The organism is Spirosoma luteum DSM 19990 (genome assembly GCF_000374065.1).
Lineage (GTDB): Bacteria > Bacteroidota > Bacteroidia > Cytophagales > Spirosomataceae > Spirosoma > Spirosoma luteum.
Genome location: NZ_KB893311.1, coordinates 117,691 through 138,905, shown reverse-complemented (window position 1 = coordinate 138,905; position 21,215 = coordinate 117,691). Strand labels below are relative to the sequence as shown.

General features: G+C 53.9%; 24 protein-coding genes and 1 pseudogene. 17 read left to right on the top strand and 8 right to left on the bottom strand.

Annotation, left to right across the window (positions count from 1 at the left end):
• Positions 1-7 precede the first annotated feature (7 nt).
• Both B156_RS0126565 and B156_RS30040 read left to right on the top strand, forming a co-directional pair.
• Positions 8-394 carry a SpoIIAA family protein gene (locus B156_RS0126565; RefSeq protein WP_018622844.1) on the top strand — a complete coding sequence of 129 codons (387 nt, stop codon included), beginning with the start codon at positions 8-10 and terminating at the stop codon, positions 392-394.
• 12 nt (positions 395-406) lie between these two features.
• Positions 407-893, top strand: a pseudogene (locus B156_RS30040) (low affinity iron permease family protein).
• Between the two features lie 385 nt (positions 894-1,278).
• On the opposite strand, the gene B156_RS31655 reads toward B156_RS30040, so the two are convergent.
• Positions 1,279-1,524: a hypothetical protein gene (locus B156_RS31655; RefSeq protein ID WP_157627197.1), complete on the bottom strand. Its 246-nt coding sequence runs from the start codon at positions 1,522-1,524 to the stop codon at positions 1,279-1,281.
• A gap of 26 nt (positions 1,525-1,550) precedes the next feature.
• On the opposite strand from B156_RS31655, the gene B156_RS0126555 reads away from it, so the two are divergent.
• The 7 genes from B156_RS0126555 to B156_RS0126525 all read left to right on the top strand — a co-directional run bounded on the left by B156_RS0126555 (position 1,551) and on the right by B156_RS0126525 (position 8,564).
• Positions 1,551-2,207, top strand: coding sequence for a DUF1345 domain-containing protein (locus B156_RS0126555; protein ID WP_018622843.1), 657 nt, complete (start codon positions 1,551-1,553; stop codon positions 2,205-2,207).
• A gap of 26 nt (positions 2,208-2,233) precedes the next feature.
• On the top strand, positions 2,234-2,875 hold the full coding sequence (gene lpcA, locus B156_RS0126550; protein ID WP_018622842.1) for a D-sedoheptulose 7-phosphate isomerase: 642 nt from the start codon (positions 2,234-2,236) through the stop codon (positions 2,873-2,875).
• Positions 2,872-3,735, top strand: a complete 864-nt coding sequence (locus tag B156_RS0126545; RefSeq protein WP_018622841.1) for a cation diffusion facilitator family transporter — start codon at positions 2,872-2,874, stop codon at positions 3,733-3,735. Before lpcA ends, B156_RS0126545 begins: the two co-directional genes overlap by 4 nt.
• 76 nt (positions 3,736-3,811) lie before the next feature.
• Positions 3,812-4,693: an SdiA-regulated/phytase-like domain-containing protein gene (locus B156_RS0126540; RefSeq protein ID WP_018622840.1), complete on the top strand. Its 882-nt coding sequence runs from the start codon at positions 3,812-3,814 to the stop codon at positions 4,691-4,693.
• Positions 4,694-4,711: 18 nt separating this feature from the next.
• A complete protein-coding gene (locus B156_RS0126535) occupies positions 4,712-5,611 on the top strand; it encodes a bestrophin family protein (protein ID WP_018622839.1) in 900 nt (299 codons plus the stop codon).
• A 318-nt stretch (positions 5,612-5,929) separates the two neighbouring features.
• Positions 5,930-6,556: a hypothetical protein gene (locus tag B156_RS0126530; RefSeq protein ID WP_026261086.1), complete on the top strand. Its 627-nt coding sequence runs from the start codon at positions 5,930-5,932 to the stop codon at positions 6,554-6,556.
• A 7-nt stretch (positions 6,557-6,563) separates the two neighbouring features.
• A complete protein-coding gene (locus B156_RS0126525) occupies positions 6,564-8,564 on the top strand; it encodes a heavy metal translocating P-type ATPase (RefSeq protein WP_018622837.1) in 2,001 nt (666 codons plus the stop codon).
• 266 nt (positions 8,565-8,830) lie between these two features.
• Here B156_RS0126525 and B156_RS30035 read toward each other — a convergent pair whose 3' ends face one another.
• The gene (locus B156_RS30035; protein WP_018622836.1) at positions 8,831-9,745 is read right to left on the bottom strand and encodes a DUF6607 family protein; all 915 of its coding nucleotides are present in this window, start codon (positions 9,743-9,745) and stop codon (positions 8,831-8,833) included.
• 111 nt (positions 9,746-9,856) lie between these two features.
• Here B156_RS30035 and B156_RS31650 point away from each other — a divergent pair, with 111 nt between their 5' ends.
• From B156_RS31650 to B156_RS0126490, 6 genes are all read left to right on the top strand, one after another.
• A complete protein-coding gene (locus B156_RS31650) occupies positions 9,857-10,030 on the top strand; it encodes an HmuY family protein (RefSeq protein WP_018622835.1) in 174 nt (57 codons plus the stop codon).
• A gap of 132 nt (positions 10,031-10,162) precedes the next feature.
• A complete protein-coding gene (locus tag B156_RS0126510; protein WP_018622834.1) occupies positions 10,163-12,496 on the top strand; it encodes a TonB-dependent receptor in 2,334 nt (777 codons plus the stop codon).
• Between the two features lie 15 nt (positions 12,497-12,511).
• Complete coding sequence (locus B156_RS30030) at positions 12,512-13,582, top strand: PepSY-associated TM helix domain-containing protein (RefSeq protein WP_018622833.1); 1,071 nt, start codon at positions 12,512-12,514, stop codon at positions 13,580-13,582.
• 107 nt (positions 13,583-13,689) lie between these two features.
• Complete coding sequence (locus B156_RS0126500) at positions 13,690-14,172, top strand: helix-turn-helix domain-containing protein (protein ID WP_018622832.1); 483 nt, start codon at positions 13,690-13,692, stop codon at positions 14,170-14,172.
• Complete coding sequence (locus tag B156_RS0126495) at positions 14,172-14,696, top strand: IS630 family transposase (RefSeq protein ID WP_018622831.1); 525 nt, start codon at positions 14,172-14,174, stop codon at positions 14,694-14,696. The genes B156_RS0126500 and B156_RS0126495 overlap by 1 nt, the downstream gene beginning before the upstream one ends.
• Positions 14,697-14,778: 82 nt before the next feature.
• Positions 14,779-15,378: a hypothetical protein gene (locus B156_RS0126490; protein WP_018622830.1), complete on the top strand. Its 600-nt coding sequence runs from the start codon at positions 14,779-14,781 to the stop codon at positions 15,376-15,378.
• Positions 15,379-15,480: 102 nt separating this feature from the next.
• On the opposite strand, the gene B156_RS0126485 is transcribed toward B156_RS0126490, so the two are convergent.
• Entirely contained in the window at positions 15,481-15,702 is a 222-nt protein-coding gene (locus B156_RS0126485) for a hypothetical protein (protein WP_018622829.1), read from the bottom strand.
• Positions 15,703-16,054: 352 nt separating this feature from the next.
• Here B156_RS0126485 and B156_RS0126480 point away from each other — a divergent pair, with 352 nt between their 5' ends.
• A complete protein-coding gene (locus B156_RS0126480; RefSeq protein ID WP_040586417.1) occupies positions 16,055-16,408 on the top strand; it encodes a four-helix bundle copper-binding protein in 354 nt (117 codons plus the stop codon).
• A gap of 14 nt (positions 16,409-16,422) precedes the next feature.
• Entirely contained in the window at positions 16,423-17,007 is a 585-nt protein-coding gene (locus B156_RS0126475; protein WP_018622827.1) for a Dps family protein, read from the top strand.
• Here B156_RS0126475 and B156_RS0126470 read toward each other — a convergent pair whose 3' ends face one another.
• From B156_RS0126470 to B156_RS30025, 5 genes are all read right to left on the bottom strand, one after another.
• The gene (locus tag B156_RS0126470; protein WP_018622826.1) at positions 17,008-17,334 is read right to left on the bottom strand and encodes a hypothetical protein; all 327 of its coding nucleotides are present in this window, start codon (positions 17,332-17,334) and stop codon (positions 17,008-17,010) included.
• Between the two features lie 86 nt (positions 17,335-17,420).
• Entirely contained in the window at positions 17,421-18,758 is a 1,338-nt protein-coding gene (locus B156_RS0126465; RefSeq protein ID WP_018622825.1) for a hypothetical protein, read from the bottom strand.
• Between the two features lie 2 nt (positions 18,759-18,760).
• Entirely contained in the window at positions 18,761-19,219 is a 459-nt protein-coding gene (locus B156_RS0126460; protein WP_018622824.1) for a QcrA and Rieske domain-containing protein, read from the bottom strand.
• An 18-nt stretch (positions 19,220-19,237) separates the two neighbouring features.
• The gene (locus B156_RS0126455; protein ID WP_018622823.1) at positions 19,238-20,461 is read right to left on the bottom strand and encodes a di-heme oxidoredictase family protein; all 1,224 of its coding nucleotides are present in this window, start codon (positions 20,459-20,461) and stop codon (positions 19,238-19,240) included.
• 97 nt (positions 20,462-20,558) lie between these two features.
• Complete coding sequence (locus tag B156_RS30025) at positions 20,559-20,897, bottom strand: hypothetical protein (protein WP_018622822.1); 339 nt, start codon at positions 20,895-20,897, stop codon at positions 20,559-20,561.
• Positions 20,898-21,215: the final 318 nt, after the last annotated feature.

Below are 21,215 nucleotides of genomic sequence, written 5' to 3'. Positions count from 1 at the left end.
ACTGATTATGTACAAGATTATAAGCAATCAACCCGGTCGGCTGGCCTTGCTGGTGGCTGACTTCATCACGGCGGATGACTATTACGATCTGCGTCCCCTCCTGGATACCGCGCTGCACAGTGCTCCCTTCCCCCGGCTGTATTGGGAAATGGAATACTTCCGGGGCTGGCAACCGGACGAGCTGTGGCGGGATTTACAGTTTGACCTGACGGTCACGGCCGATTTTGCCCGCATTGCCGTAGTCGGTACAGCGGCCGATCTGTCGCTGATTACTCCCGCGATGGAAGCCATTTTTCGGGCTGAACGGCGCAGCTTTTCACCCGACCAGAAACTGCTTGCCTGGGACTGGTTTACCGAAGCGGAACCGGCCGTACCAGTTCGCCCTATTAGTTAACCAATGTGTCGAATGGACACGAATACTAACTTATTCCAACGCTGGGCCATTGGGTTCGACTACGTAGCCAACCGGATCACTCACCTGACGGGTAGTTCGGGGGCTTTCCTGACCGCATTTGGGGTAGTAGGTGTGTGGGCCCTGACGGGTCCGCTGTTCGACTATTCCGAAGACTGGCAGTTGGTGATTAACACCGGAACCACCATTATCACGTTCCTGATGGTCTTCATTATCCAGAACCGGGTCGCCGGAGCGAGCCAAAACAAAGAATCACTGGCTGTACAGCTCAAGCTCAACGAACTAATTGCCGCTACCAAAGGGGCTTCCAATCGGTTGGTGGCGGTGGAGAACCTAACGGATGACGAGCTGTCGGTGCTCTGCCAGCATTTACCAGACCATGGCCGAAGTGACCCGGCAGGCCAGTGACCTACGTAAATCCCATTCAGTGGAAGAAGCCATTGAGGAAGCCGAGCAGAAACTGGCTGATGAAGCATCATAAAAAAGGAAGCCCTTGGGTGTCGGAATGGGCACGTTACCAAACGGACGTTTATTAAATCAATCAGACCATTGAAAACGAAGTTTTGGCTATACCGGAACATGAATCGTACGATGCGAAGCGCTTCAGGAAGGCATCGTACCGTACGGTTCCCTGTCTTCATCGGCCAGACCAGTTTACTACTCGACTGCTGGAGTGCCAGTTTGGTGAGTTACAGTCAGACACTTCAGGTTTGTGATGCAAAGGGAACGGTTCGGACCTCGTTTGGGATCGGCGATCAGCTACAGATCGTTTTTCAGCCTGCGCCCTCAGCAATCCGCACGGTTTCCGGACAGCTTCGTCGCGTTGGGTCGGATTCGCTTACGGTAGTTAATTTTTCCGGCGACCCTCAGGGTGTTGCCGTGGCCCACATTACGGGGTTACGCCGGTTGCCCACCGTTCTGAACGGCCTAACGGCGGGGGTTGCCCTGGGGGGCACCGCCATCACGCTTATCGATAAACGAGACCTGCCGTCTGCGCCCCGGGCTGTCGTAAGCCTGCTCATTGGGGCGGGGGTTGGAGCGGGCATAGCCCTACTGGCTGCGGACCCGCCACCCAAAACGGGTCCGGCACCCACCGGAGCGGGGGTGGTCATTTCAAGTTCGCTAACGAACGCGGTACATGAAAAAAGAAAACACGTATCAGCCGAGACTATCGGCTTTATCCCGGTCCGTCATTGCTTTAGGCATTGGTACGCTGGTTTGGCTGCTAACGGTCGGGTGGTTCGGCTGGCAGACCCGTATCCTGCTGGCCTGGCTGGGGTACACACTAACCGTGCTGCTGCTCATTTGGCTGATTATCGGCCGGGCGGATGCCTGCCTGGCTGCTCAACGGGAAGACAATAGCCGACCAGCCATCTTTCTGTTTACTGTCGGCGGAACGTTGGTAAGTTTGCTGGCCGTTGTGGTGCTGCTGGGGTCGGTGAAAGGGCTGTCGGCACCGGAAGCCACGCGCCACGTTCTGCTGTCGGGCCTGACGGTCGTTAGTTCGTGGGTGTTGATGCACAGCACGTTCACGCTGCACTATGCCCACCTGTACTACTACGATGCTAATGATACCCGGCAGGTGGGGGGGCTGGACTTTCCGGGGATAGAATCGCCCGACTACCTCGATTTTGCGTACTATTCCTTTGTTGTCGGCATGACCTTTCAGGTATCCGATGTGGCCATTACTGCCAAACCGATTCGCCGACTGACCTTACTACACGGTGTCTTGTCCTTTGCGTTTAATACGCTCATTATCGCCCTGACGATTAACACCGTTTCCAGTCTGTTATAAGATGACAAACAAACCCGCGCCCTCCCATGCAAACCCTGCAATCGCTGATCCATACTGAATTAACCGAGGCTCAAACTGTTCTCAGCACGTTCATGGACAACCCGGCCAATCTGGTGGCCGTCGAAGCAGCCGCCCGCCTGATGGTCGGAGCCTTGCAGAACGGCCATAAAATTATATCCTGCGGCAACGGCGGTTCACACTGCGATGCCATGCACTTCGCCGAAGAACTGTCGGGCCGCTACCGCAACGACCGGCCGGCTCTGGCGGGACTGGCTATCTCGGATACAAGTCATCTGTCGTGCGTGGGGAATGATTACGGCTACGAATTTGTATTTTCCCGGTTTATTGAAGGCCTTGGCCGGGCAGGCGACGTCCTGCTGGCCCTGAGCACGAGCGGCCATTCGGCCAACGTCCTTCGGGCCGTGGCAGCGGCCCGTCAGCAGCAGATGGCCGTCGTACTGCTGACGGGTAAAGACGGTGGCCGACTGGCGGGACAAGCCGACATCGAGATTCGTGTTCCTTATTTTGGGTACGCTGACCGCATTCAGGAAGTACACGGCAAAGTCATTCACGTGCTGATCCTGCTAATCGAGCAATTGATGATCCCTAAACAAACGATTTCAACGGAGTCACCTGATTCCTTACCAAACCAGATTCCGCAACCATGACTCCGCCCGAAATCGTGCCCGCTTCCGCAGCAGGCCGTTTTAACAAGAACCTGCGTATCGTTTTCGCGCTCACATTTACCTATTTTCTGGTTGAAGTCGTCGTCGGCTACTGGACCAACAGTCTGGCCCTGCTTTCGGACGCGGCCCACATGCTCACCGACGTGATCGGACTGGCGCTGGCCTTATTCGCTAACTGGATGAGCCGCCGACCCATTACCGCCCGTCGAAGCTTTGGTTTTTATCGGCTGGAAATCCTGTCAGCCTTCGTCAACGCGCTGATTCTGATTGGCATCTCCCTGTATATTCTCTACGAAGCCTACAGCCGATTTCGTAACCCGCCGGTGGTCGACAGCCGTAATATGACGCTGGTCGCCCTAGTGGGCTTAGCCGTCAATGTCCTCGGTATTTACCTGCTTCGGCGGGGAGCCAAAGACAGCCTGAACGTCAAGGGCGCTTACCTGGAAGTAGTCAGTGACCTGCTCAGTTCAGTGGGGGTCATTATTGAGGGACTCGTGATGACCTACACGGGCTGGTACTACGCCGACCCGCTGTTCAGCGCGATCATCGGCCTGTTTATTCTGCCGCGCACGCTGTCGCTGATGATGGAATCAGTCAACATCCTGCTTCAGGCAACGCCCGACGACCTAGATGTATCCGACGTGGAGCAGACCATCAATTCGGTGCCGGGACTCAGCAACGCACACGACCTGCACATTTGGACGCTCACCTCGGGTATTGTGGTCATGAGTGGCCATGTCGTAGCCGATGCCTCGCTGACGAGTAGGGAACTGACGGGCCGCATCGGGGATGTGGCCGGTCGGCTGACGACCCAATACAACATTCAGCACATTGCTCTTTAACCCGAGCGGGCGGGCCAATGCACCAACACACTAACCAACTTATAAACCACTGCGAAGACAATACCTTACAACCACGATGATGCATCCTCATTCCATTTTGCTGGTTATGCTGGTAGTAGCAGCAGGCGGTTGCACGCCAGCCGATTCGACTGGCCCAGCCACCCTTACTTTTGCTTCGGTTCCGCTGCGGGCACCCGTTGAGCCGGGACTTATTGACGAAGCGTCGGGTTTGGCTGATAGCCGAACAATGGATGGGCACCTCTGGGTCGAAGAAGATAGCGGCAACCCGGCTCAGTTGAATTTACTGACAGCGGCAGGCAAATTGGCGGGGCGGCTTTCTCTGCCCGGCGTTGCCAATCGGGATTGGGAGGACATAGCCGTTGGCCCCGGCCCACAGGCGGGGCTTTCTTACCTGTATCTGGCCGATATTGGTGATAATGGTAAGCAAAACGACCAGAATTACATCTACCGGTTGGTAGAGCCGAAAACACTGAGTGATCCGATTACAGCCATTGACCGGATTGCATTCCGCTACGCCGACGGGCCGCGTGATGCCGAAGCAATCCTGCTCGATCCGCTTACCCGCGATCTGTGGATCGTAACCAAAGAGTCGCTCGCAGGCCGGCTTTATCATCTGCCCTATCCGCAGAGTACGTCCACCGTCTCGACGGCCATGTTTAAAGGTGAAGTGCCGCTGAGTCATGTCACATCGGGAAACATTTCCCCCGATGGTCAGCAGATACTGCTCAAGACGTACGTCAGTGTGTTCAGGTGGCCACGCGCCAGGGATGAAACCATCAATGGTGCGCTGCTGAAAGACAACCCTGCCCCGGTTACCTACCAGATCGAGCCGCAGGGCGAAGCCATCGCCTTCGACAAAGCGGGCAATGGCTTCTATACACTGAGCGAGCGGGCCAGTGCCTCTTCCGTTACGCTCAATTATTACAAACGTCAATAATCCGTCAAGCGTAAGAATATGCTATTGAACCGATCAATTCCTTTAACTTTTCTGCTGGGTAATATCCGCTACGAAGCCATATCGGTCTTTGTGTTTGCCAACCTGATATTTACCCTGCGGCACTTTTTTGGCTTAGAGAGTTTAGTAATACCACTGGCTATTCCGGCTCTGATGGGTACGTGCATTTCGTTGCTGCTAGCCTTCCGCACCAATCAGGCCTACGAACGCTGGTGGGAAGCCCGCGTGGTCTGGGGTGCCATTGTTAACGATAGCCGGACTTTGATTCGTCAGCTACGCACGTTCCTGCCCGATAAGGCCACGCCAGCGGAAACGATCCAGATTTTTGCCCAGCGCCAAATTGGCTGGTGTTACGTGCTGGGGCAATCGCTGCGGGGGCAACCTACCGAAGAGCTGGTGAACACGTATCTTCCCCTTATCGAACAGGCTCCTGTACTGAAAGCCCCGCACCGTCCGCTGGCCATCCTGCAAGCCCAGGCGGATCACCTGCGGCAGGTGTTATCGGATGGCTACCTGACCGACTATCAGCTGGTTCAGGTGGATAGCACCCTGACCCGGCTCACAGACTCGATGGGTCGGTGTGAGCGCATCAAAAACACTGTTTTCCCGAAAACGTATACGTTTTATCTCCAGGTTTTCATTGTTCTGTTTACGACCATGTTACCGTTCGGCTTCGTCGAGAATTTGTTTTTTGTTGAAGTTCCCGTTGTCACCCTAATTGCTTCGGCGTTTTTTTTGATCGAAAAAAGCGCCATCCAGTTACAGGACCCCTTTGAGAACCGGCCCACGGATACCCCCGTAACGGCCATTGCTACGACTATAGCCGCGAATCTTTCGCAGATGACTACCGGCTCACCCGTTGAAAAATCGGACGCGTCACCCGTTTATTTTGTTCTTTAATTAGTATGGTACAGGTTTATCACACTCTATTGGATTTAATGGGCGTATCAGTCGGGCTAGGCTTGATGGGCTGGTGTCTTTACCGTCTGGCAACCCTGTTTGGAATCGTTTCGGTCAGAAAGCGGGCAAAGAAGACGGGGAGTAAGCTCACTACAGACCTGAGTCAACAGTCGGGTAAGAAAGTTTCCACCAACTCGCAAAAGCGAACAGCTGCCAGTATATCTCGACAGTCGCTTTACAGCGCCCGAAAACACCGGGACTAATCCCCATTATAATTGGTTTACTCCATGATCCTACCCACGATGTCCAACCAAAATGATGAACGCAATCCTGTATGGAAGCTTAACGCTGAGTATACTCCACGCGCTGATTCCCAGCCACTGGTTGCCGTTCGTGGCCATCGGCCAAACCGAGCGGTGGAGCCTTCGGCAAACGCTGACCGTGACGGCCATTGCCGGGCTGGCCCACACCGTCAGCACGACGCTGCTGGGCGTATTGGTGAGTCTGGCGGGCTGGCAACTGGCCGAAAACTACCATAGCCTGTCCGAGCGGGCGATTCCGCTGCTGTTGCTGACCCTGGGCCTCTGGTACTTAATGCAACATATACGTCACCGGCATGTACATGACCACATCGACGCGGGAGTCGTTCGGAAAAACCGTTCGTTTTCGGCCCTGCTGCTGTCGTTAGGAGTAGCCATGTTTTTGTCGCCCTGTCTGGAAATCGAAGCGTATTTCCTAAGCGCGGGCGCGCAGGGCTGGGGAGCCGTGATGCAGGTAGCCCTGATCTACAATGTGGTCACGCTGTCGGGGATGCTGGGGATGGTGACACTGGGAAGGCGGGGCCTGAGTAGGGTCAATCCGCACTGGTTCGAGCATAACGAAAACCTGATTACCGGCCTGACGCTCGTTGGGCTGGCCGTACTTAATTTTTTCATCGAATTCTAATTAGACAATGGCAGACGACCATACCCACGAAGACGGTCACGATCACGGTGACGATGTCGAACTAATCGAAGAAGGCACCACACCCGCAGCCGACGCAGCTCCCGCTAAAAAAGGCCCTGAGCAAACCTGGCGTACCTACGCCCCTGCCGTCATCAGTCTGGTGCTTCTTTTGGGCGGTATCGCGCTGGATAATTATGCGGGGGCCGGGCCGACGTTTCGGTGGTTCAAAGACCCAATTCGGCTTATCTGGTACGTGACGGCCTACCTGCCCGTTGGCTGGCCGGTGCTCAAACGGGCCTGGAGCAGTATCCTTCGTGGCGACGTGTTCACCGAATTTTTCCTGATGGGTGTGGCAACGCTCGGTGCGTTTGGTATCCGCGAATACCCCGAAGGCGTGGCCGTGATGTTGTTTTATACCATCGGTGAATTGTTTCAGGATGCCGCCGTACTGCGGGCGCGTCGCAGTATCAAAGCCCTGCTCGATGTTCGCCCCGACGAGGTGACGGTACTCAAAAATGGACAGGCGCAAACCGTAAAAGCCGCGACGGTGGCTGTTGGCGATGTGATTCAGATTAAACCCGGCGAAAAAGTAGGGCTGGATGGCACCATGCGTTCTTCTTCAGGTACGTTTGACACGGCAGCGCTGACGGGTGAAAGCGTTCCCCGCACCATTGAAAAAGGGGAGGCTGTGCTGGCAGGCATGATTAACCGGCAGTCGCTGGTGGAGATGGACGTAACCACGCCCTATCAGGATTCCAAGCTGTCGCGGATTCTTAAACTCGTGCAACAGGCCACCGGCCGCAAGGCTCAGACCCAGGAGTTCATTGCCCGTTTTGCCAAAATCTACACCCCAATCATCTGTTTGCTGGCGGTGCTGATTACGGTCGTGCCGTATTTCTTTGTTGGGGATTACCAATTTGCTGACTGGTTGTATCGGGGTTTGGTGTTTCTGGTCATTGGTTGTCCATGTGCGCTGGTGATCTCCATTCCGCTGGGTTATTTCGGCGGCATTGGCGCTGGATCAAAACAGGGTATTCTGTTCAAAGGGTCGGTGTTTCTGGATTTGATGACGCAGGTCAAAACTGTTGTCATGGACAAGACAGGAACGTTGACCAAAGGCGTTTTCAAGGTGCAGGAGGTGAAACCAGTTGGTATCGACGCGGCCGAACTGACGCGTTTAACGGCCGCATTGGAAAGCAAATCGACCCACCCGGTCGCCACCGCCATAATTGAACATTCCGATAAAGGTCACGAGACGATGTCGGTTGAAGGCGTGGAGGAAATTGCCGGTCACGGCCTGAAAGGGACCGTAGATGGGAAAGAAATGCTGGCCGGTAACGCCAAGCTGCTCCGTAAATTCAACGTATCATTCGATGAAGCCCTGACCCAAATCCCCTTCACCATCGTCATGACGGCCATCGACGGGCAGTTTGCGGGTTATTTCACCATTGCCGACGAGGTAAAACCCGATGCTGCCGACGCGGTAAAACGGCTGAAGGCCGATGGTATCCGCACCGTCATGCTGTCGGGCGATAAAGGAGCAGTGGTCGAAGCTGTTGCCAAACAGGTGGGCGTGGATGAGTGGCACGGCGATTTGTTACCCGAAGATAAAGTTCGGGAAGTCGAACGTCTTAAAGCTGATTTAGCCGGTAACCCAAAGGCTAAGCTGGCTTTTGTCGGCGATGGGGTGAACGACGCGCCGGTCGTAGCCTTAGCCGACGTGGGTATGGCAATGGGTGGCTTAGGCTCCGATGCCACTATCGAAACCGCCGATGTGATTATTCAGAACGACGAACCGGCCAAGATTGCTACCGCCATTGACATTGGCCGGGCCACGCGCCGGATCGTGTGGCAGAATATCACGCTGTCAATGGTTGTCAAAGCCATTGTGCTGGTGCTGGGCGCGGGCGGGCTGGCAACCATGTGGGAGGCCGTCTTTGCCGACGTGGGCGTAGCGATGCTGGCCATTCTGAACGCCGTGCGGGTGCAGAATCTCAAGTTTAGGTAAATTAATGCGAGTAACCCCGTAGCGAATCTGCCACGGGGTTACTCGCATTACTTATTTTAACGCGAACTATGGGATTTTTGGTGATCGACTTTTTTATAACTCATTGGTTATCATAATTTTATCACTTATACGATAATTGCTAACGCGCGTGAGACACAAGGTATTGCGTCTCTACAATTTACCATCCCATGTAGCTATGCCAGGTAAGAAATCTGATTATCAGTAGTTTGGTTGGAATATATGAATCCCAAACCCCATAGTTCGCGTTATTTTAAATATTTTTCGATTACTCCCCGAATCTGTGGTCGGGTGGCGGCTGAGTTGTAGGCTCCTTTTAGGGAGGAGGTCGCTAAATCATCCAGTTCCCGACCTAAAACCATACCCTTCACCTGTCCGCGAAGAGCCACCGCCGGGCGATTGGCCAACACTTCATTCCAGACATTCCGTACATCAACCCAGTAGGTGCGCTGTTTGGCCCACCAGTCTTTAGCGGCCTGGCATTTGGTCTCATCGGTACGGGTGTATGCATTAATTCCTTTCTCCTGGGCCAGCAGTTGGTCCCCCGCTTCGGAGCGGATAATCTTATCATTATCCTGTTCATGCACATAGCCAGTGGCCGTGATTTCGTGGTGATTAGTTCGGCGCATCGCGTTATAATCGTGGCGTTTGGTGTATTCGCGACGGGGTAAGGGCGCATCAACCGTACTTTCCCAAAAGTGCCGCCCATCGGCATGAACCCAGGTGGCCGAACCTTCGTAACGGGGGCTGTCATCGACCTCAAACACCTGTTGTGTCCATTGTCCTTTGGCTTGGTCAGGAGTGAGCGTTTGCCGTTTCCAGGCTGCATTCTGGTCGAAGGCCAGCAACGACGTGTTTTGAAACAGCCAGTCTTCGCGCCAGTGTTTAATCACCATCGTGTCGGCGGCAACCAGCAGGTGCTGAATCACGAGTTTGCCGGGGCGTTCCTCATCCACAAAGACCCACTCGATGCCTTTGGCCGTGTATCGGTCTTTAAACGTGTACAGTTTGTCGGGCGAGAAGGTCTCGGCATACCGGAAATCAACCGCATGGCAACCGCATTGGCCTTTGATGGCCGCTATATCCTGCGGGTTAAGACTGGTTTGGGCGAAACTTGTGCTGATGGTCAGCAACGTAGCCAGTAGACTAGTTGTGTGTTGCATTGCCTTGCTGGAGTTGTTTAGGGTAAATTGGCGAGGTAAAATTATTGTTATTTAGACGAATTTAAAATAAATCATTGCATAATTTTGAATTATTCTAAATAGAGGTCAACTTTGCAGCGTCAATTCCGGGTGTTAATCATTCGGACCGGCGACGGCAAGTACGCTAAAATGGACGTACTGAGTTATTACCAGAACGCTCCAGCCACGCCCGATGCCAACAGCGTTCAGCGATATTACACGTTTCGCTACGTGTATCAGCCCGACGGCTCTACGAAACTCAATTGATTCCGTAGCCGGGCTTTATGCCAAAGTCCTCAGCGTGGCCGCTCATTCCAAACCAACTTATGGGGCGGGTGGCCCGCTCAGGCACCAACCAAAAACGCAGTAATCAGATTCGCCACAGCAGGCAACGTACCTATGAAGTATCTTTTCCATATTCTGATTTTTCTCAGTTTCAGCTTAGACGTGCTGGCCCAGACTGGTCAGATCACCGGTCAAACCACCCCGTCGGCTAATGTCTTATTGCTCAAAACACGTTTCGGTACGCAAGCCGATGCAACAGGACGGTTCAACTTAACCAACGTGCCCGTGGGCGAGTACCAACTCCGGGCTGGTGCCGTGGGCTTTGCCGAAGCCATTCAGACGATAACCGTTCGGGCCGGCGAAACCACGTCCGTAACCCTCAACCTGCTGTCGAGCGCGGCCTATCTGGAAGAAGTGGTTGTGACCGCCGGGCGCAGGTCCGAAAACGTGAATGAAGTTCCATCGGCGATGGTGATTGTGGGGCAACGGCAGATTCAGGAGCAAACCGCCATGAACGCCGACATCACCAACATCCTGCAATACACGGTACCCGGTCTGGCCGTTGGCACGGGTCGCACCTCCAACACCGGCCAGACCCTGCGTGGGCGGCAGGTGCTGGTGCTGATCGACGGAGTGCCACAGTCAACACCTCTTCGCAACGGCGGGCGAGATTTGCGGATCATCGACCCCTCGGCTATCGAGCGTATTGAGGTTATTAAAGGAGCTACATCTATTTATGGGAATGGTGCCGACGGCGGCATCATCAACTACATCACCAAACAGCCGAATGCAACCCGACCATTCACAGCCCAGACCTGGGCGGGGGTGACGGGGCAAGTGGGCGGAAGTTCGGCCCAAACCATCGGCTACCGGCTGAGTCAGCAGTTTACGGGCCGCACCAATAAGTTCGATTATGTGCTGAACGGCACCCTCGAACGTACCGGCCTGATGCGCGACGCAACGGGCGTACCAATTTCGGCGTTCTACAACACCGGCCAGATGAACACCGTCAACGTGCTGGCGAAGGCAGGCTATACGCTCAGCGACCGGCAGCGCGTGGAAGCGATGTACAATTACTACGGCTCCCGCTCTGATCTTCAATACGTTGACCAGGTGGGGGTATATGGCAAAACACCCACTATTGGCGTGCCAACATCGGGCGAAATCCCCGGCACTCCGCAGGGGACACCCTACAACCATAACGCCACGCTACGCTATCGCTATGACCGGTTAGTGGGCGGCACCGGCCTGGAAGCGATTGGTTATCTGCAATCGTTCAGGACAGTATATGGCTACGACGGGCAGTTTTTTGAGAACGGTGGGCAATCGAACATCGTCTCGAACAAAAAAGGCATTCGGCTCAACCTGAATACGCCCGTTTCGGTAGGGAACTCGCTGACGGGTGAGGTACTGTATGGGCTGGACCTGCTTAATGATCAGACGGCCCAGAAACTACAGGATGGCCGGTTCTGGACTCCCGACATGACTATGACCAATACAGCCCCTTTTGCCCAGCTCACGCTCAATATCTGGCAGCACCTGATTTTGAAAGCCGGGGCGCGGTACGAAAACCTGGGGGTGGTCGTATCGGACTTCACCACGCTGAAAACCTACAATGCTACCACCAAAAAGTACGATGGTGGCGTGTCGGTGCAGGGCGGAACGCTGAACTACGAGGCTCTGGTGGGAAACGTCGGGTTGCGGTATGCGGGCTGGCGGTCGTTTCAGCCATTTGCCGCTTTCTCACAATCATTCTCCATCAATGAACTGGGCCGAATTCTCCGCACATCCCAAAAATCCATTGTCTCCCAGTTGGAGACGAAACCGATTATCGTCAATAATTATGAAGCGGGAGTATCGGGGCAGATAGGGCGGTTTGTGCATTACGATGTAGCCGTTTATGAGAGCCGATCCGAGTTGGGTGCATCCTACCGAACCCTGCCCAGCGGGGTGTTCGAGATTGTTCGCGCCCCCGAACGGATTCAGGGTTATGAAGTGGCGGTAGATATTACACCGTTACGGTTTCTGGCATTCGGCGGTTCATACAGTTATCTCGAAGGCAAATCGGATACCAACAACGATGGAGACTACGAAACTTACCTCGGTGGCGACCGCATTAGTGCTCCCAAAACCACGGCCTATGTGCGGCTGCAACCAACCGCTACGCTTAGTCTGAACCTGAACGCGCTCATGGCCGGTAGCCGGGATCGGTTTAATCCGGCTGCCAACGGTACTTATGCTTACGGGCAGGCTCCGGTAACGGCGTACACGCTGCTGAATTTCAGTGGTTCCTACCAGCTAACGCCCAAAGCGGGTTTGACTCTGGGTGTAGAAAACCTGATCAACACTGATTATTACCCAGCCATTTCGCAGTGGGCCGCCCGCGCTGCCGACTACATCAAAGGCACAGGTCGGCGGGGCATGATTACGCTGAATTATCGGTGGTAAAATCACGTTAAGCTCATGAAAATCAGACAACTTATCAACAAACTTCACCTCGTTCTGGGCCTAGCATCGGGCGCGGTGGTGGTGGTGGTAGCCCTAACGGGCTGCGTTTGGGCGTTCGAGGAAGAAATTCGGTATTTTACCCAGCGAGAGCAGCTTTTTGTGACCCCGCAACCCACGCCCCGCGTTCCGGTGAGCCGGATAATGGTGACGGCCACCAAAAAACCGGCAAACCTTAACCAGATCCGGCTATTTGGCGACCCGACACGGGCGGTGCAGGTGTTCACCAAAGACAAACGGCTGCTAACCGTCAACCCTTATACCGGCCAACTTCTGGCCGACCACAATCAGGAAACGGACTGGCTGCTCGTCAACCTCAAACTGCACCGGACACTACTATTGGGCGACATCGGCAAGAAAATCATTTACTGGAATGCCTGGATTTTTTTGGCCATGCTAATGTCCGGCTTTGTGCTGTGGCTCCCGGCACGGCTGAGGCAACTCAGGAACGCGCTGACGGTGAAGTGGCAGGCAAAGGCAACCAAACGCACCTACGATTTACACTCGGTGCTGGGTTTTTATGCCATTCCGGGCCTGTTGCTGATCGTGATAACGGGCCTTGACATGGCTTCGCACGGCGAGAAAAAGAAAGAGAAATCTGTTGTTTATCAAAACCTTAGCTCTCCGGTGGTGGTTGACAAAGCAGTATCGTCGGTGCTGAAAACCGATGCATTTGAGACTGTTCGTGTGAACCTGCCCAAAGACAGCCTGAACCCGCTACGCGTAACGATAACTTACCCCACGGCGGGTCTGCGACGTGAAAGCGCGTTTGCCTTCGACCCCGCCACTGCCCGGCTTCTCGATGCGAAACGGTACGCGGAAATGACGTTTGCCCAACGGTTCTGGAAGTCGGATTACGAACTGCACACGGGCCGGATACTGGGTTTCGCTGGAAAATGCCTGGCGTTTCTGTCTGGTCTGATTGCCGCGAGTTTGCCCGTAACCGGCTTTCTGATCTGGCGTACCAAACGCAGGTCACAGCATCAAAAGCAAATGATCCCTCAGTCGCGCAAACCCATACAAGTTTAAATTTACTACAAACCAGTTATCATCATGAAAAATCGCCTTCTCACTACGCTTTTTGTTTTACTCCCTTTCTTATACTAATTTGAATTTGGTATGACGTATTTTTGAGCATGGACTACAACGCCCGAATTCGTGAATCCGTCGATGACCTGAAACAACTCGAAGCCCGTCAAAAGTTGGCCCGAAATCGGGACCGGATACGCTTTATCCGCCTGCTTAAAGACAACACCGCTCGCTCCCAAAAACAAGCCGGCCTGGCTATTGGCCTTGCTCAACGGCGGACTCAACGCCTTTGGCAAACCTATACCCAAAAAGGCATGACCGGATTGCTGGCACCAACTCAACCACCCGCCTTCGCTAAATTATCGGCCTACCAGATTGCCCAACTCCAGGCTTGGCTACGGCTTGATCAGGCACAAACATTGACCCATATCCAAGACTATGTCCAGCAGCGGTGGGCCATTACCTACTTGATTAGTGGCCTTAGTAAACTTTGTAAACGATTGCAAATCAAACCCAAAACGGCCCGCCCGGTCAATCGACGACAAGACCTGGCAGGCCGGGAGGCTTTTAAAAAAACTTTGCTGACTTAGTGCGGGCTTATCCCCCAGAAGCCATTTTTTTCCAAGACGAAATGCGCGTCGGCACCCGAACTGAGTTAGGTCGAAAGTGGGGTCCTTGCGCTCACCGCCCGCTTGGGCCAGTCCATATCGGCTATCAGTTTACCCATCTCTTTGTGGCTCTGGCTCCCTTGACGGGGCAGGTGTTTGCCATGTTTCTGCCTGAGCTGAACAAAGTTTGTTTCCAGCATTTTGGTCAACAACTCAATCAGGAGGTCAGCCAGCCAACGCTACTGATCGCAGACCGGGCTACAGCTCACCAAGCTAAATTGCTTACTGAGACGCATTTAGTGTTGACTCATTTACCAACTGCGTGTCCTGAACTAAATCCGGTAGAGCGTTTTTTTGAGGAACTGCGTCGGCAACTCAAAAGTCGCGTTTTTGATTCTTTGTGGGAGGCTCAGGTGTGCGTCGAGCGAGTTTTACAAATCTACCTTGATAGCCCTGAGCGAGTAATCCAACTAGCCGCTTATCCGTACATCAGAAATACGTCATAATCAATTCAACTTAGTATTAGTACAGGCCCACGGCTATTAACTCGAATTAGTTGGTAACGGCAAGCCCGGCGCAGACGTAACCGTGAAAATTTTCTTTGGCGAATACGAAAACAACATCCGCGAGAAGGGTGCGTCTCTGGCAGGCATGAAGAAGTTCCGGGCCTACGTAATCGACCCTGCCGGGCAACAACAACCTATTGCGCTCACGCAGACCGAAACCTGTTGGGAGGGCCGGTTTAAACCTACCAAATCCGGTCACTATCAGGTGTTTGGTGTAAATGATACCCGCGATGTACAGGACTGGACCAGGCACGGACTCGGCGTGGTTCGCCCCATCGAATACCTCCGCGCCGACTATATGGCGGGTAGTGGTATGGCTGCTGCCAACGCCAAACCACAGACTGATCTGGATGTTTTGGCCCGCAACGAAAGTGGGCAGGTGGTGCTGACGGCCTTTGCCAAACGGCAGCCGCTGGCCAAAACCAAACTCACCATTCAGAACCCGCAGGGCTGGGAAAAGATGCTGACTACGGATGCTGGGGGCGTGGCCCGCTTCACCCCGTCGGGGCCGGGTTTGTACATTGTCGAAGCCGGGCAGATGGACAAAACCCCCGGTCAATACCAGGGCAAAGATTACCCCGCCATCCGCACGGCTTACGCGCTGACTGTGAAGGTCGATTGATCCGGGCTACCGGGTACGTTGCTGGTTTTGCCAAAAATCGCCAATAAAAAAGGACGCATCATGCCGACACGTCCTTTTTTGTTGATACGTTGGTCTGTTTGGTCAGGCAATGGAATCGCTGTGTTCTTTGTCGTGACCTTCGGCATGGTGTTCAGCCGCCGCTTTGGCGTGATGATCGGCCAGATTATGGTGTCCCTGCGCCTGATAGGCTTCATGAGCTTCTTTCTCATGCTCGTCCGCTTCGTGGAGTTCCTGCGCTTTCTGGTGGTGCTTAGCGGCTTCGCCGAAATGATAAGCGGCTTCCTTGTGATGATCGTGTGCCATGATAAACTGAGTTTTGTTGTTTTCACTTAACTTCTTTCTTCTGCACTTGTTTTAAAACTGATCCGCCGGAACTGGTCTAACGCAACTTATTTATCAAAAAAAATCAGAAACCGGAATCGCTCGCTTTATAGTTCTTAACCTGGTTGTTGTATGGAAAGCATTTATTGGTCTTACGGCATGTATTCCTTTTTTATCGGTGTCCTGATTTTCTGCATTGTGCTAGTTGGTCATCGCTGGCGAAACCGACGACGTTAGTTGGGGGATCGGGGTAAAACAGGATGTCCATACCCTAATCTTTTACAACCAAACCTTCAGGCGTTGGTTAAGCAACAGAAACAAAACCTATAAGACCATGCACCAGCATAAAGACGCTCTGGATGATACGCTCATCCAGACATTGATCAATTGCGCCCGCGCCTGTGACTATTGCGCAACAGCCTGTTTGCAGGATTCCGACGTACAAATGATGAGCCGTTGCATTGCCCTTGACCGGGACTGCGCCGATATTTGCTTCCAGGGAGCCCGGCTTTTAGAACGAAACGCCGAAATAAGCCATCAGTTCCTGATCATTTGCGAAGAAATCTGCCGGATGTGCGCGGATGAATGTGGCAAACACGATCACGACCACTGCCGGGAATGCGCCGACGCTTGCCGGACGTGTGCGGAAGCCTGCCATCAGCATCACGAAAAAATTACGCAGGCATAAACGCGACCGACCTTATGGCAACTAATCAGCACAGCACCCGTTTAGCCGAACCACGCCTTCACCAGGAAGGCGAAATTTTACAAGCCTTCGATACGGTACTTAAACGAGTACCCCTTGCCCTGGAGGAACCAATTCGTCAAAGCAGTGTACAGGCTCTTAACCAGATACTGGCTGATAGCATGACACTACGTGATCTCTATAAAAAGCATCACTGGCAGTTGGTAGGGCCTACATTCTATCAACTTCATTTGCTGTTCGACAAGCACTATGAGGAACAGGTCGAATTAGTCGATGCCATCGCGGAGCGGATACAGCTTTTGGGTGGATTGAGCATCGCGATGGCTGCAGATGTGGCCGAGATGACCAAAATTCCCCGCCCGCCACGTGATCGGGAAGAAGTGCCGGTGCAGATTTCGCGCCTATTGGATGCCCACGAGTTGCTGTTAACCGAGGTTAGGGAGGCTGCCAAACAGGCGGATGAAGCGGGTGACGACGGTACCAACGACCTGCTGGTTAGTCAGGTACTACGGACGAACGAACTACAGGCGTGGTTTGTATACGAACATGTCGTTGATACGCCCCTGACCAAAGCTGAATAGTCATAGTGGAGGGCTAGTGTGAAGCCCTGAATTGCCCCGCCCGATCAGCTCGCCGTGGTGATTATAGAGCAAAAACCCCCGGCTGCTGCCACAGTAGCGGCACAGATGCAGCACGAACACTTCCTGCTCGCGCTGTCGGGCCTGATGCACCTCCCAGCCGTAATGATACGGTGACCACGATTGGGCGTTTTGAATCTTCTGGTTTAGCCAGCATAGCTTACGAACGGGCTGATCGCACCAGTGTCGGTGCGTATCGGGCGGATTCAGCAGGTGTGGCTGCCCCTGACCAATCGACAGGGACAATGCCAGACAGTACAGCAATTTCATGGCAACGGGGTTTAGGAGTACACATAGCCAGGACGTTGAGATTAGGCAGACTGGGGGGGCTATGTGTACTCCTAAACCCCAATTGGTTAGAAGTACGTAGAAAAACCAAACTGAAACCCGGCAGTACGAGCGGGCGGGTTGCCCAGCAGGTCGGTTTGCCAGTGGTAGCGGTAGTTGGCCCGAATCACCGTCGTAGGCGACGGGCGGAAGCTCAGACCCGGCACGATGGCCCACAAATCATCCCGCAACGGATCGCCCGTCTCGGTGAACGTACCTACGTTGTAATCAACCCGCTCGACGCGCAGGGCCGCGTTGACGACCGCCTTTTTCCAACCAAACATAGTTTTTTTCACCAGCGGATGCACGATGTCAACCCAGCCACCCTGCTGCATTCGGCCAAACTGCTGGGTGTACGTCGGGGGTACGTCGATGCTGGCCCATACGAACTCGCTGTTGATGAACGTACCCGTAGGCAGGGTCGTGTTGAAATCCAACGCCCACACATCAACCCGCCGACGCTGATCGAGTACCAGTCCATCAACCTGGAATTTGTTGTACACCCCGCCCATCCATGATAAGCCAATTTCACCCCATTTCCGCCGTTTAAAAGCCGTTTTGAGCGTAACTAGCGGCACCCCATTGAAGCTCTCATCGAAGCGGTCGCGGTTGGCTTTGGTGGCGGGCAGAAACGTGCGGTTCTGGGTATTGGCGATGATCTGATCGTCGAAGCCATTGGTCAGGTACGCTTCGTAAGCCCACACCCAGTTGGCGGTGTATTTCTTACCGAACAGCCCAAAGCCCACGTTGCTCCAGGTGGATGGAATGATGGTAATTGACGAAATGGGCCGGTCGATGAATTCCCACTTAGGCCCATCGTGGTTCTGGTTGAAGGAGCCTATCGGGTTCATAATGATGCCCCCGCGCAGGTTCAGCAGCGGAGTCAGTTCGATGTCCATCGCGGCAAACTCAATGTTTATTTCCTTCGTGCCATCCTCAAACTCAATCTCGGAAAGAAACTTGATCCGCCGGTTGATAGTCGATGCCAGGAAGATAGTCATCCGTCGGGCCTGAAACGAAAGACCGTCTGTCACCCCATCGGTCTGCATATACTGGCTGTTGGCTTCCAGATAGCCCCCAATCGACACGGGTGCCTTCGTCGACGTAAGAAAGGGTCGGTCATAGGTAGCATCCATGTTGATCTTGAGTGCTCCCTTTTCCTGCTTACCCTTGCGAAGCGTCGAATCCCGGTAAAATAGATCGGCAAACGCTTTGGGCATGGGGGTCGAATCAGATTCCATCGGCTTGGGTACGGTCACCGCCGAAGCCGCCGTAACCGAGGTCGAAATGGGTCGGGCCGCGTCAGGCTGTGCATGGGCAGCCACCTGTATCAAAAGAGGCCCAATCAGAAAATAGAGTGTTCTCATAATCAGGCGATATTGATGTAGATGTACTGTTCGTCGGTTGTCACACTGTAGCGTTTAAGGCTATCCTCGGCGGGGCCTTCTGTTACCCGCCCATCGGTGTCGTATTCGCTGCCGTGGGCCGGGCACGACAAATAGCCGTCGTGGGCGTTGAGGTCATTGCCCTGATGGGTGCATTGCATCAATACCGCCGTGTAATTGTCGCCCCCAATCCGGCGCAGGTAAATCGGGTGAGTCTGATTTTTCATTTCGACCACCATAAACGGGCGTTGCCGTTTGCCGTTGGGGTCAAGGTCAAACTCTTTCTTGCTGATCTGAATAGCCCAGCCTTTGATGCGTGGAGCCTGGGCGTAGTAAACGCTCGCACAGCTCGTCAAGACGGCTGTCAGCACTGATGTACTCAGGCAGGCCATTCCACAGGTCTTCAGAAAATCCTGCCGGTTTAGTATCATTTCTTTTTTCATGAGCGGAAGGCGGTGAGGTTACAGAGAATCTAAGAAACGAAGTAGTTTGCCGCGTTCGGCTTCGGCCAGTTTAGCGTATTTTTCCACGCTCCGGCTGGCTTCGCCCCCGTGCAGGCGGATAGCTTCGTCTACAGAGTGGGCGCGACCATCGTGGAGCAGGAACACCCGCCCCCCCTGCGAATTCTGCGACAGGCCCAAGCCCCAAAGGGCGGGGGTCTTCCATTCGGTGGTTTTGGCCCTTCCTTCGGTATAGCCGTCGTCAAGGCCCGCGCCCATATCGTGAAGCAGCAGGTCGGTATAGGGCGCAAACGTCTGGTCCGACAGCACAGCAATGTCTGACTGGGGCGTTTTCCAGTCGGGTGTGTGGCATTTGCCGCAGTCCAGACTGATAAACAGTTGCTTACCCGCTACTACCATCGGGTCGGTGGGGGTACGCTGCACGGGTACTTTCAGTGTTCGGAGGTAAAACACGACCGCGTTGACTTTCGCTGTAGATACTTCGGGGTCATCTACTCCGTCGCCCGCCTGCCCCGAAACAGAGTAATTGATCGGGTCTTCAGAGTCGAATTCGGAGGTAATCCCCATATCCTGCTTGTAGGCATTCACGGTCTGATGCAACAGGTCGATGGCAGCCGCTTTTTTACCAAACCGCCCGACGTACTGCCCGTTGTGTGGTTTGTGAAACCACTGAGGTTTAAAATAATCGGGGGCATCAATCCAGTTCGGTACGCCCGATATACCATCTCCGTCTTTATCGGTGGGGTCGGCGTTCGCCAAAATCTGGGCATCCGACAGCGCACCCAGCATACCCAGGCCCGTGTTGGCGGGTGGAGTAAATTTAGAGAAAGCTGCACCCGCAGGTAATAATTCGGCAGTATGGCCCGGAATAGCCCGGTTTTGCAGTTGTGGCCCACCCCGCTCCATAAACTGGTTGCCTGTGTCGTCGTGCTGACCAAACCGAACCAGCGTGGTAAAGGGTGTTCCCTTGCCGTCTCCCGCGTGGCAGGAACCGCAGGAACTGGCGACAAACGTAGGCCCTAAGCCCGTGGCCGGGGTAAAAATTTCGTCGTTGAAAGCCACATCCCCCGCCAGAAACAGGGCATTCTGTTCTGGGGTTAGTTCGGCAATCGGCCCGTCGAGCAGGGCATCGTCGGCAGGAGCTGCTGGCAAGAGAGCCTCGCAGGCCACCACGCCAAATACGACTGCCGACAGGAACAGATACAGTAGTGTTATCTTCTTCATCAAAAAGCAGGAAAAAGGTGAATACAGTGGCACAGTACACCCCGGTCGTCATGAACCATTGGGCTACTGAGTGCCAGAACCAGACCTGAAGGGCCTGTTAATGCCGGAAAGAGAGCGAAGCGGGCGGGCCGCGCAGCGTGGGCCGGGCCATGCATACCGTTCGTATCCCGTATGTAGGGGCAGCAGGAATGGAACGGATAATAAAGCGCACCAATAGCAGCAGAAAGGCGATCAGTAGCGCAAACGTGGGTACGAACGCTGCGTTGCTGACCGCATCCAGCAGGAGCAATTCGTGGGTCGTGTGCGGGTTAGCCGACAACGGACACGATCGCCCGGCGACACGGTTGTTAAAGAGGTTGTAGGGGTGCGCGTGGGTAACAATCTGCCCATTGGCCAGGCGGTGGGAATGCCGGAACACCACCGAGTTGATTTGCATCAACAGTAGTAAGCCCAGCAGGAGCCGGGCTATTCGTTGCCGTATGTTCTCTCGTGCTAACAACTGAATAGCAATCCGCCAATAATGTATTAACCCATTTTTCTATCCTCATAACAAACCGAGTAGAAAAAAGTTTAGATTCACCTAAACTTATATTTAGATTCGTAAGTAAACGATTAAATAGCACTTGATTTTACCCTAAAAAATGGCTTTAAACGCCATTCGGTCCAATCTACTGAAAATTCGTGTAGGTACAATTTCGTATGCATTCAACGTTAGCGTACATTGCACTATACAGGATGTACCCATCTCTATCTG

Excerpts from the sequence above, each read along its gene's own strand:
- B156_RS0126455 (WP_018622823.1), bottom strand. The coding sequence starts at position 20,461 with ATGAAGAAGATAACACTACTGTATCTGTTCCTGTCGGCAGTCGTATTT.
- B156_RS30025 (WP_018622822.1), bottom strand. The coding sequence starts at position 20,897 with ATGCAAATCAACTCGGTGGTGTTCCGGCATTCCCACCGCCTGGCCAAT.
- B156_RS31655 (WP_157627197.1), bottom strand. The coding sequence starts at position 1,524 with ATGACCACCCCCGCTCCGGTGGGTGCCGGACCCGTTTTGGGTGGCGGG.
- B156_RS0126480 (WP_040586417.1), top strand. The coding sequence starts at position 16,055 with ATGCACCAGCATAAAGACGCTCTGGATGATACGCTCATCCAGACATTG.
- lpcA (WP_018622842.1), top strand. The coding sequence starts at position 2,234 with ATGCAAACCCTGCAATCGCTGATCCATACTGAATTAACCGAGGCTCAA.
- B156_RS0126465 (WP_018622825.1), bottom strand. The coding sequence starts at position 18,758 with ATGAGAACACTCTATTTTCTGATTGGGCCTCTTTTGATACAGGTGGCT.
- B156_RS0126470 (WP_018622826.1), bottom strand. The coding sequence starts at position 17,334 with ATGAAATTGCTGTACTGTCTGGCATTGTCCCTGTCGATTGGTCAGGGG.
- B156_RS0126540 (WP_018622840.1), top strand. The coding sequence starts at position 3,812 with ATGATGCATCCTCATTCCATTTTGCTGGTTATGCTGGTAGTAGCAGCA.
- B156_RS0126565 (WP_018622844.1), top strand. The coding sequence starts at position 8 with ATGTACAAGATTATAAGCAATCAACCCGGTCGGCTGGCCTTGCTGGTG.
- B156_RS30030 (WP_018622833.1), top strand. The coding sequence starts at position 12,512 with ATGAAAATCAGACAACTTATCAACAAACTTCACCTCGTTCTGGGCCTA.
- B156_RS0126485 (WP_018622829.1), bottom strand. The coding sequence starts at position 15,702 with ATGGCACACGATCATCACAAGGAAGCCGCTTATCATTTCGGCGAAGCC.
- B156_RS0126545 (WP_018622841.1), top strand. The coding sequence starts at position 2,872 with ATGACTCCGCCCGAAATCGTGCCCGCTTCCGCAGCAGGCCGTTTTAAC.
- B156_RS0126475 (WP_018622827.1), top strand. The coding sequence starts at position 16,423 with ATGGCAACTAATCAGCACAGCACCCGTTTAGCCGAACCACGCCTTCAC.
- B156_RS30035 (WP_018622836.1), bottom strand. The coding sequence starts at position 9,745 with ATGCAACACACAACTAGTCTACTGGCTACGTTGCTGACCATCAGCACA.
- B156_RS0126535 (WP_018622839.1), top strand. The coding sequence starts at position 4,712 with ATGCTATTGAACCGATCAATTCCTTTAACTTTTCTGCTGGGTAATATC.
- B156_RS0126510 (WP_018622834.1), top strand. The coding sequence starts at position 10,163 with ATGAAGTATCTTTTCCATATTCTGATTTTTCTCAGTTTCAGCTTAGAC.
- B156_RS0126555 (WP_018622843.1), top strand. The coding sequence starts at position 1,551 with ATGAAAAAAGAAAACACGTATCAGCCGAGACTATCGGCTTTATCCCGG.
- B156_RS0126530 (WP_026261086.1), top strand. The coding sequence starts at position 5,930 with ATGAACGCAATCCTGTATGGAAGCTTAACGCTGAGTATACTCCACGCG.
- B156_RS0126525 (WP_018622837.1), top strand. The coding sequence starts at position 6,564 with ATGGCAGACGACCATACCCACGAAGACGGTCACGATCACGGTGACGAT.
- B156_RS0126460 (WP_018622824.1), bottom strand. The coding sequence starts at position 19,219 with ATGAAAAAAGAAATGATACTAAACCGGCAGGATTTTCTGAAGACCTGT.
- B156_RS0126500 (WP_018622832.1), top strand. The coding sequence starts at position 13,690 with ATGGACTACAACGCCCGAATTCGTGAATCCGTCGATGACCTGAAACAA.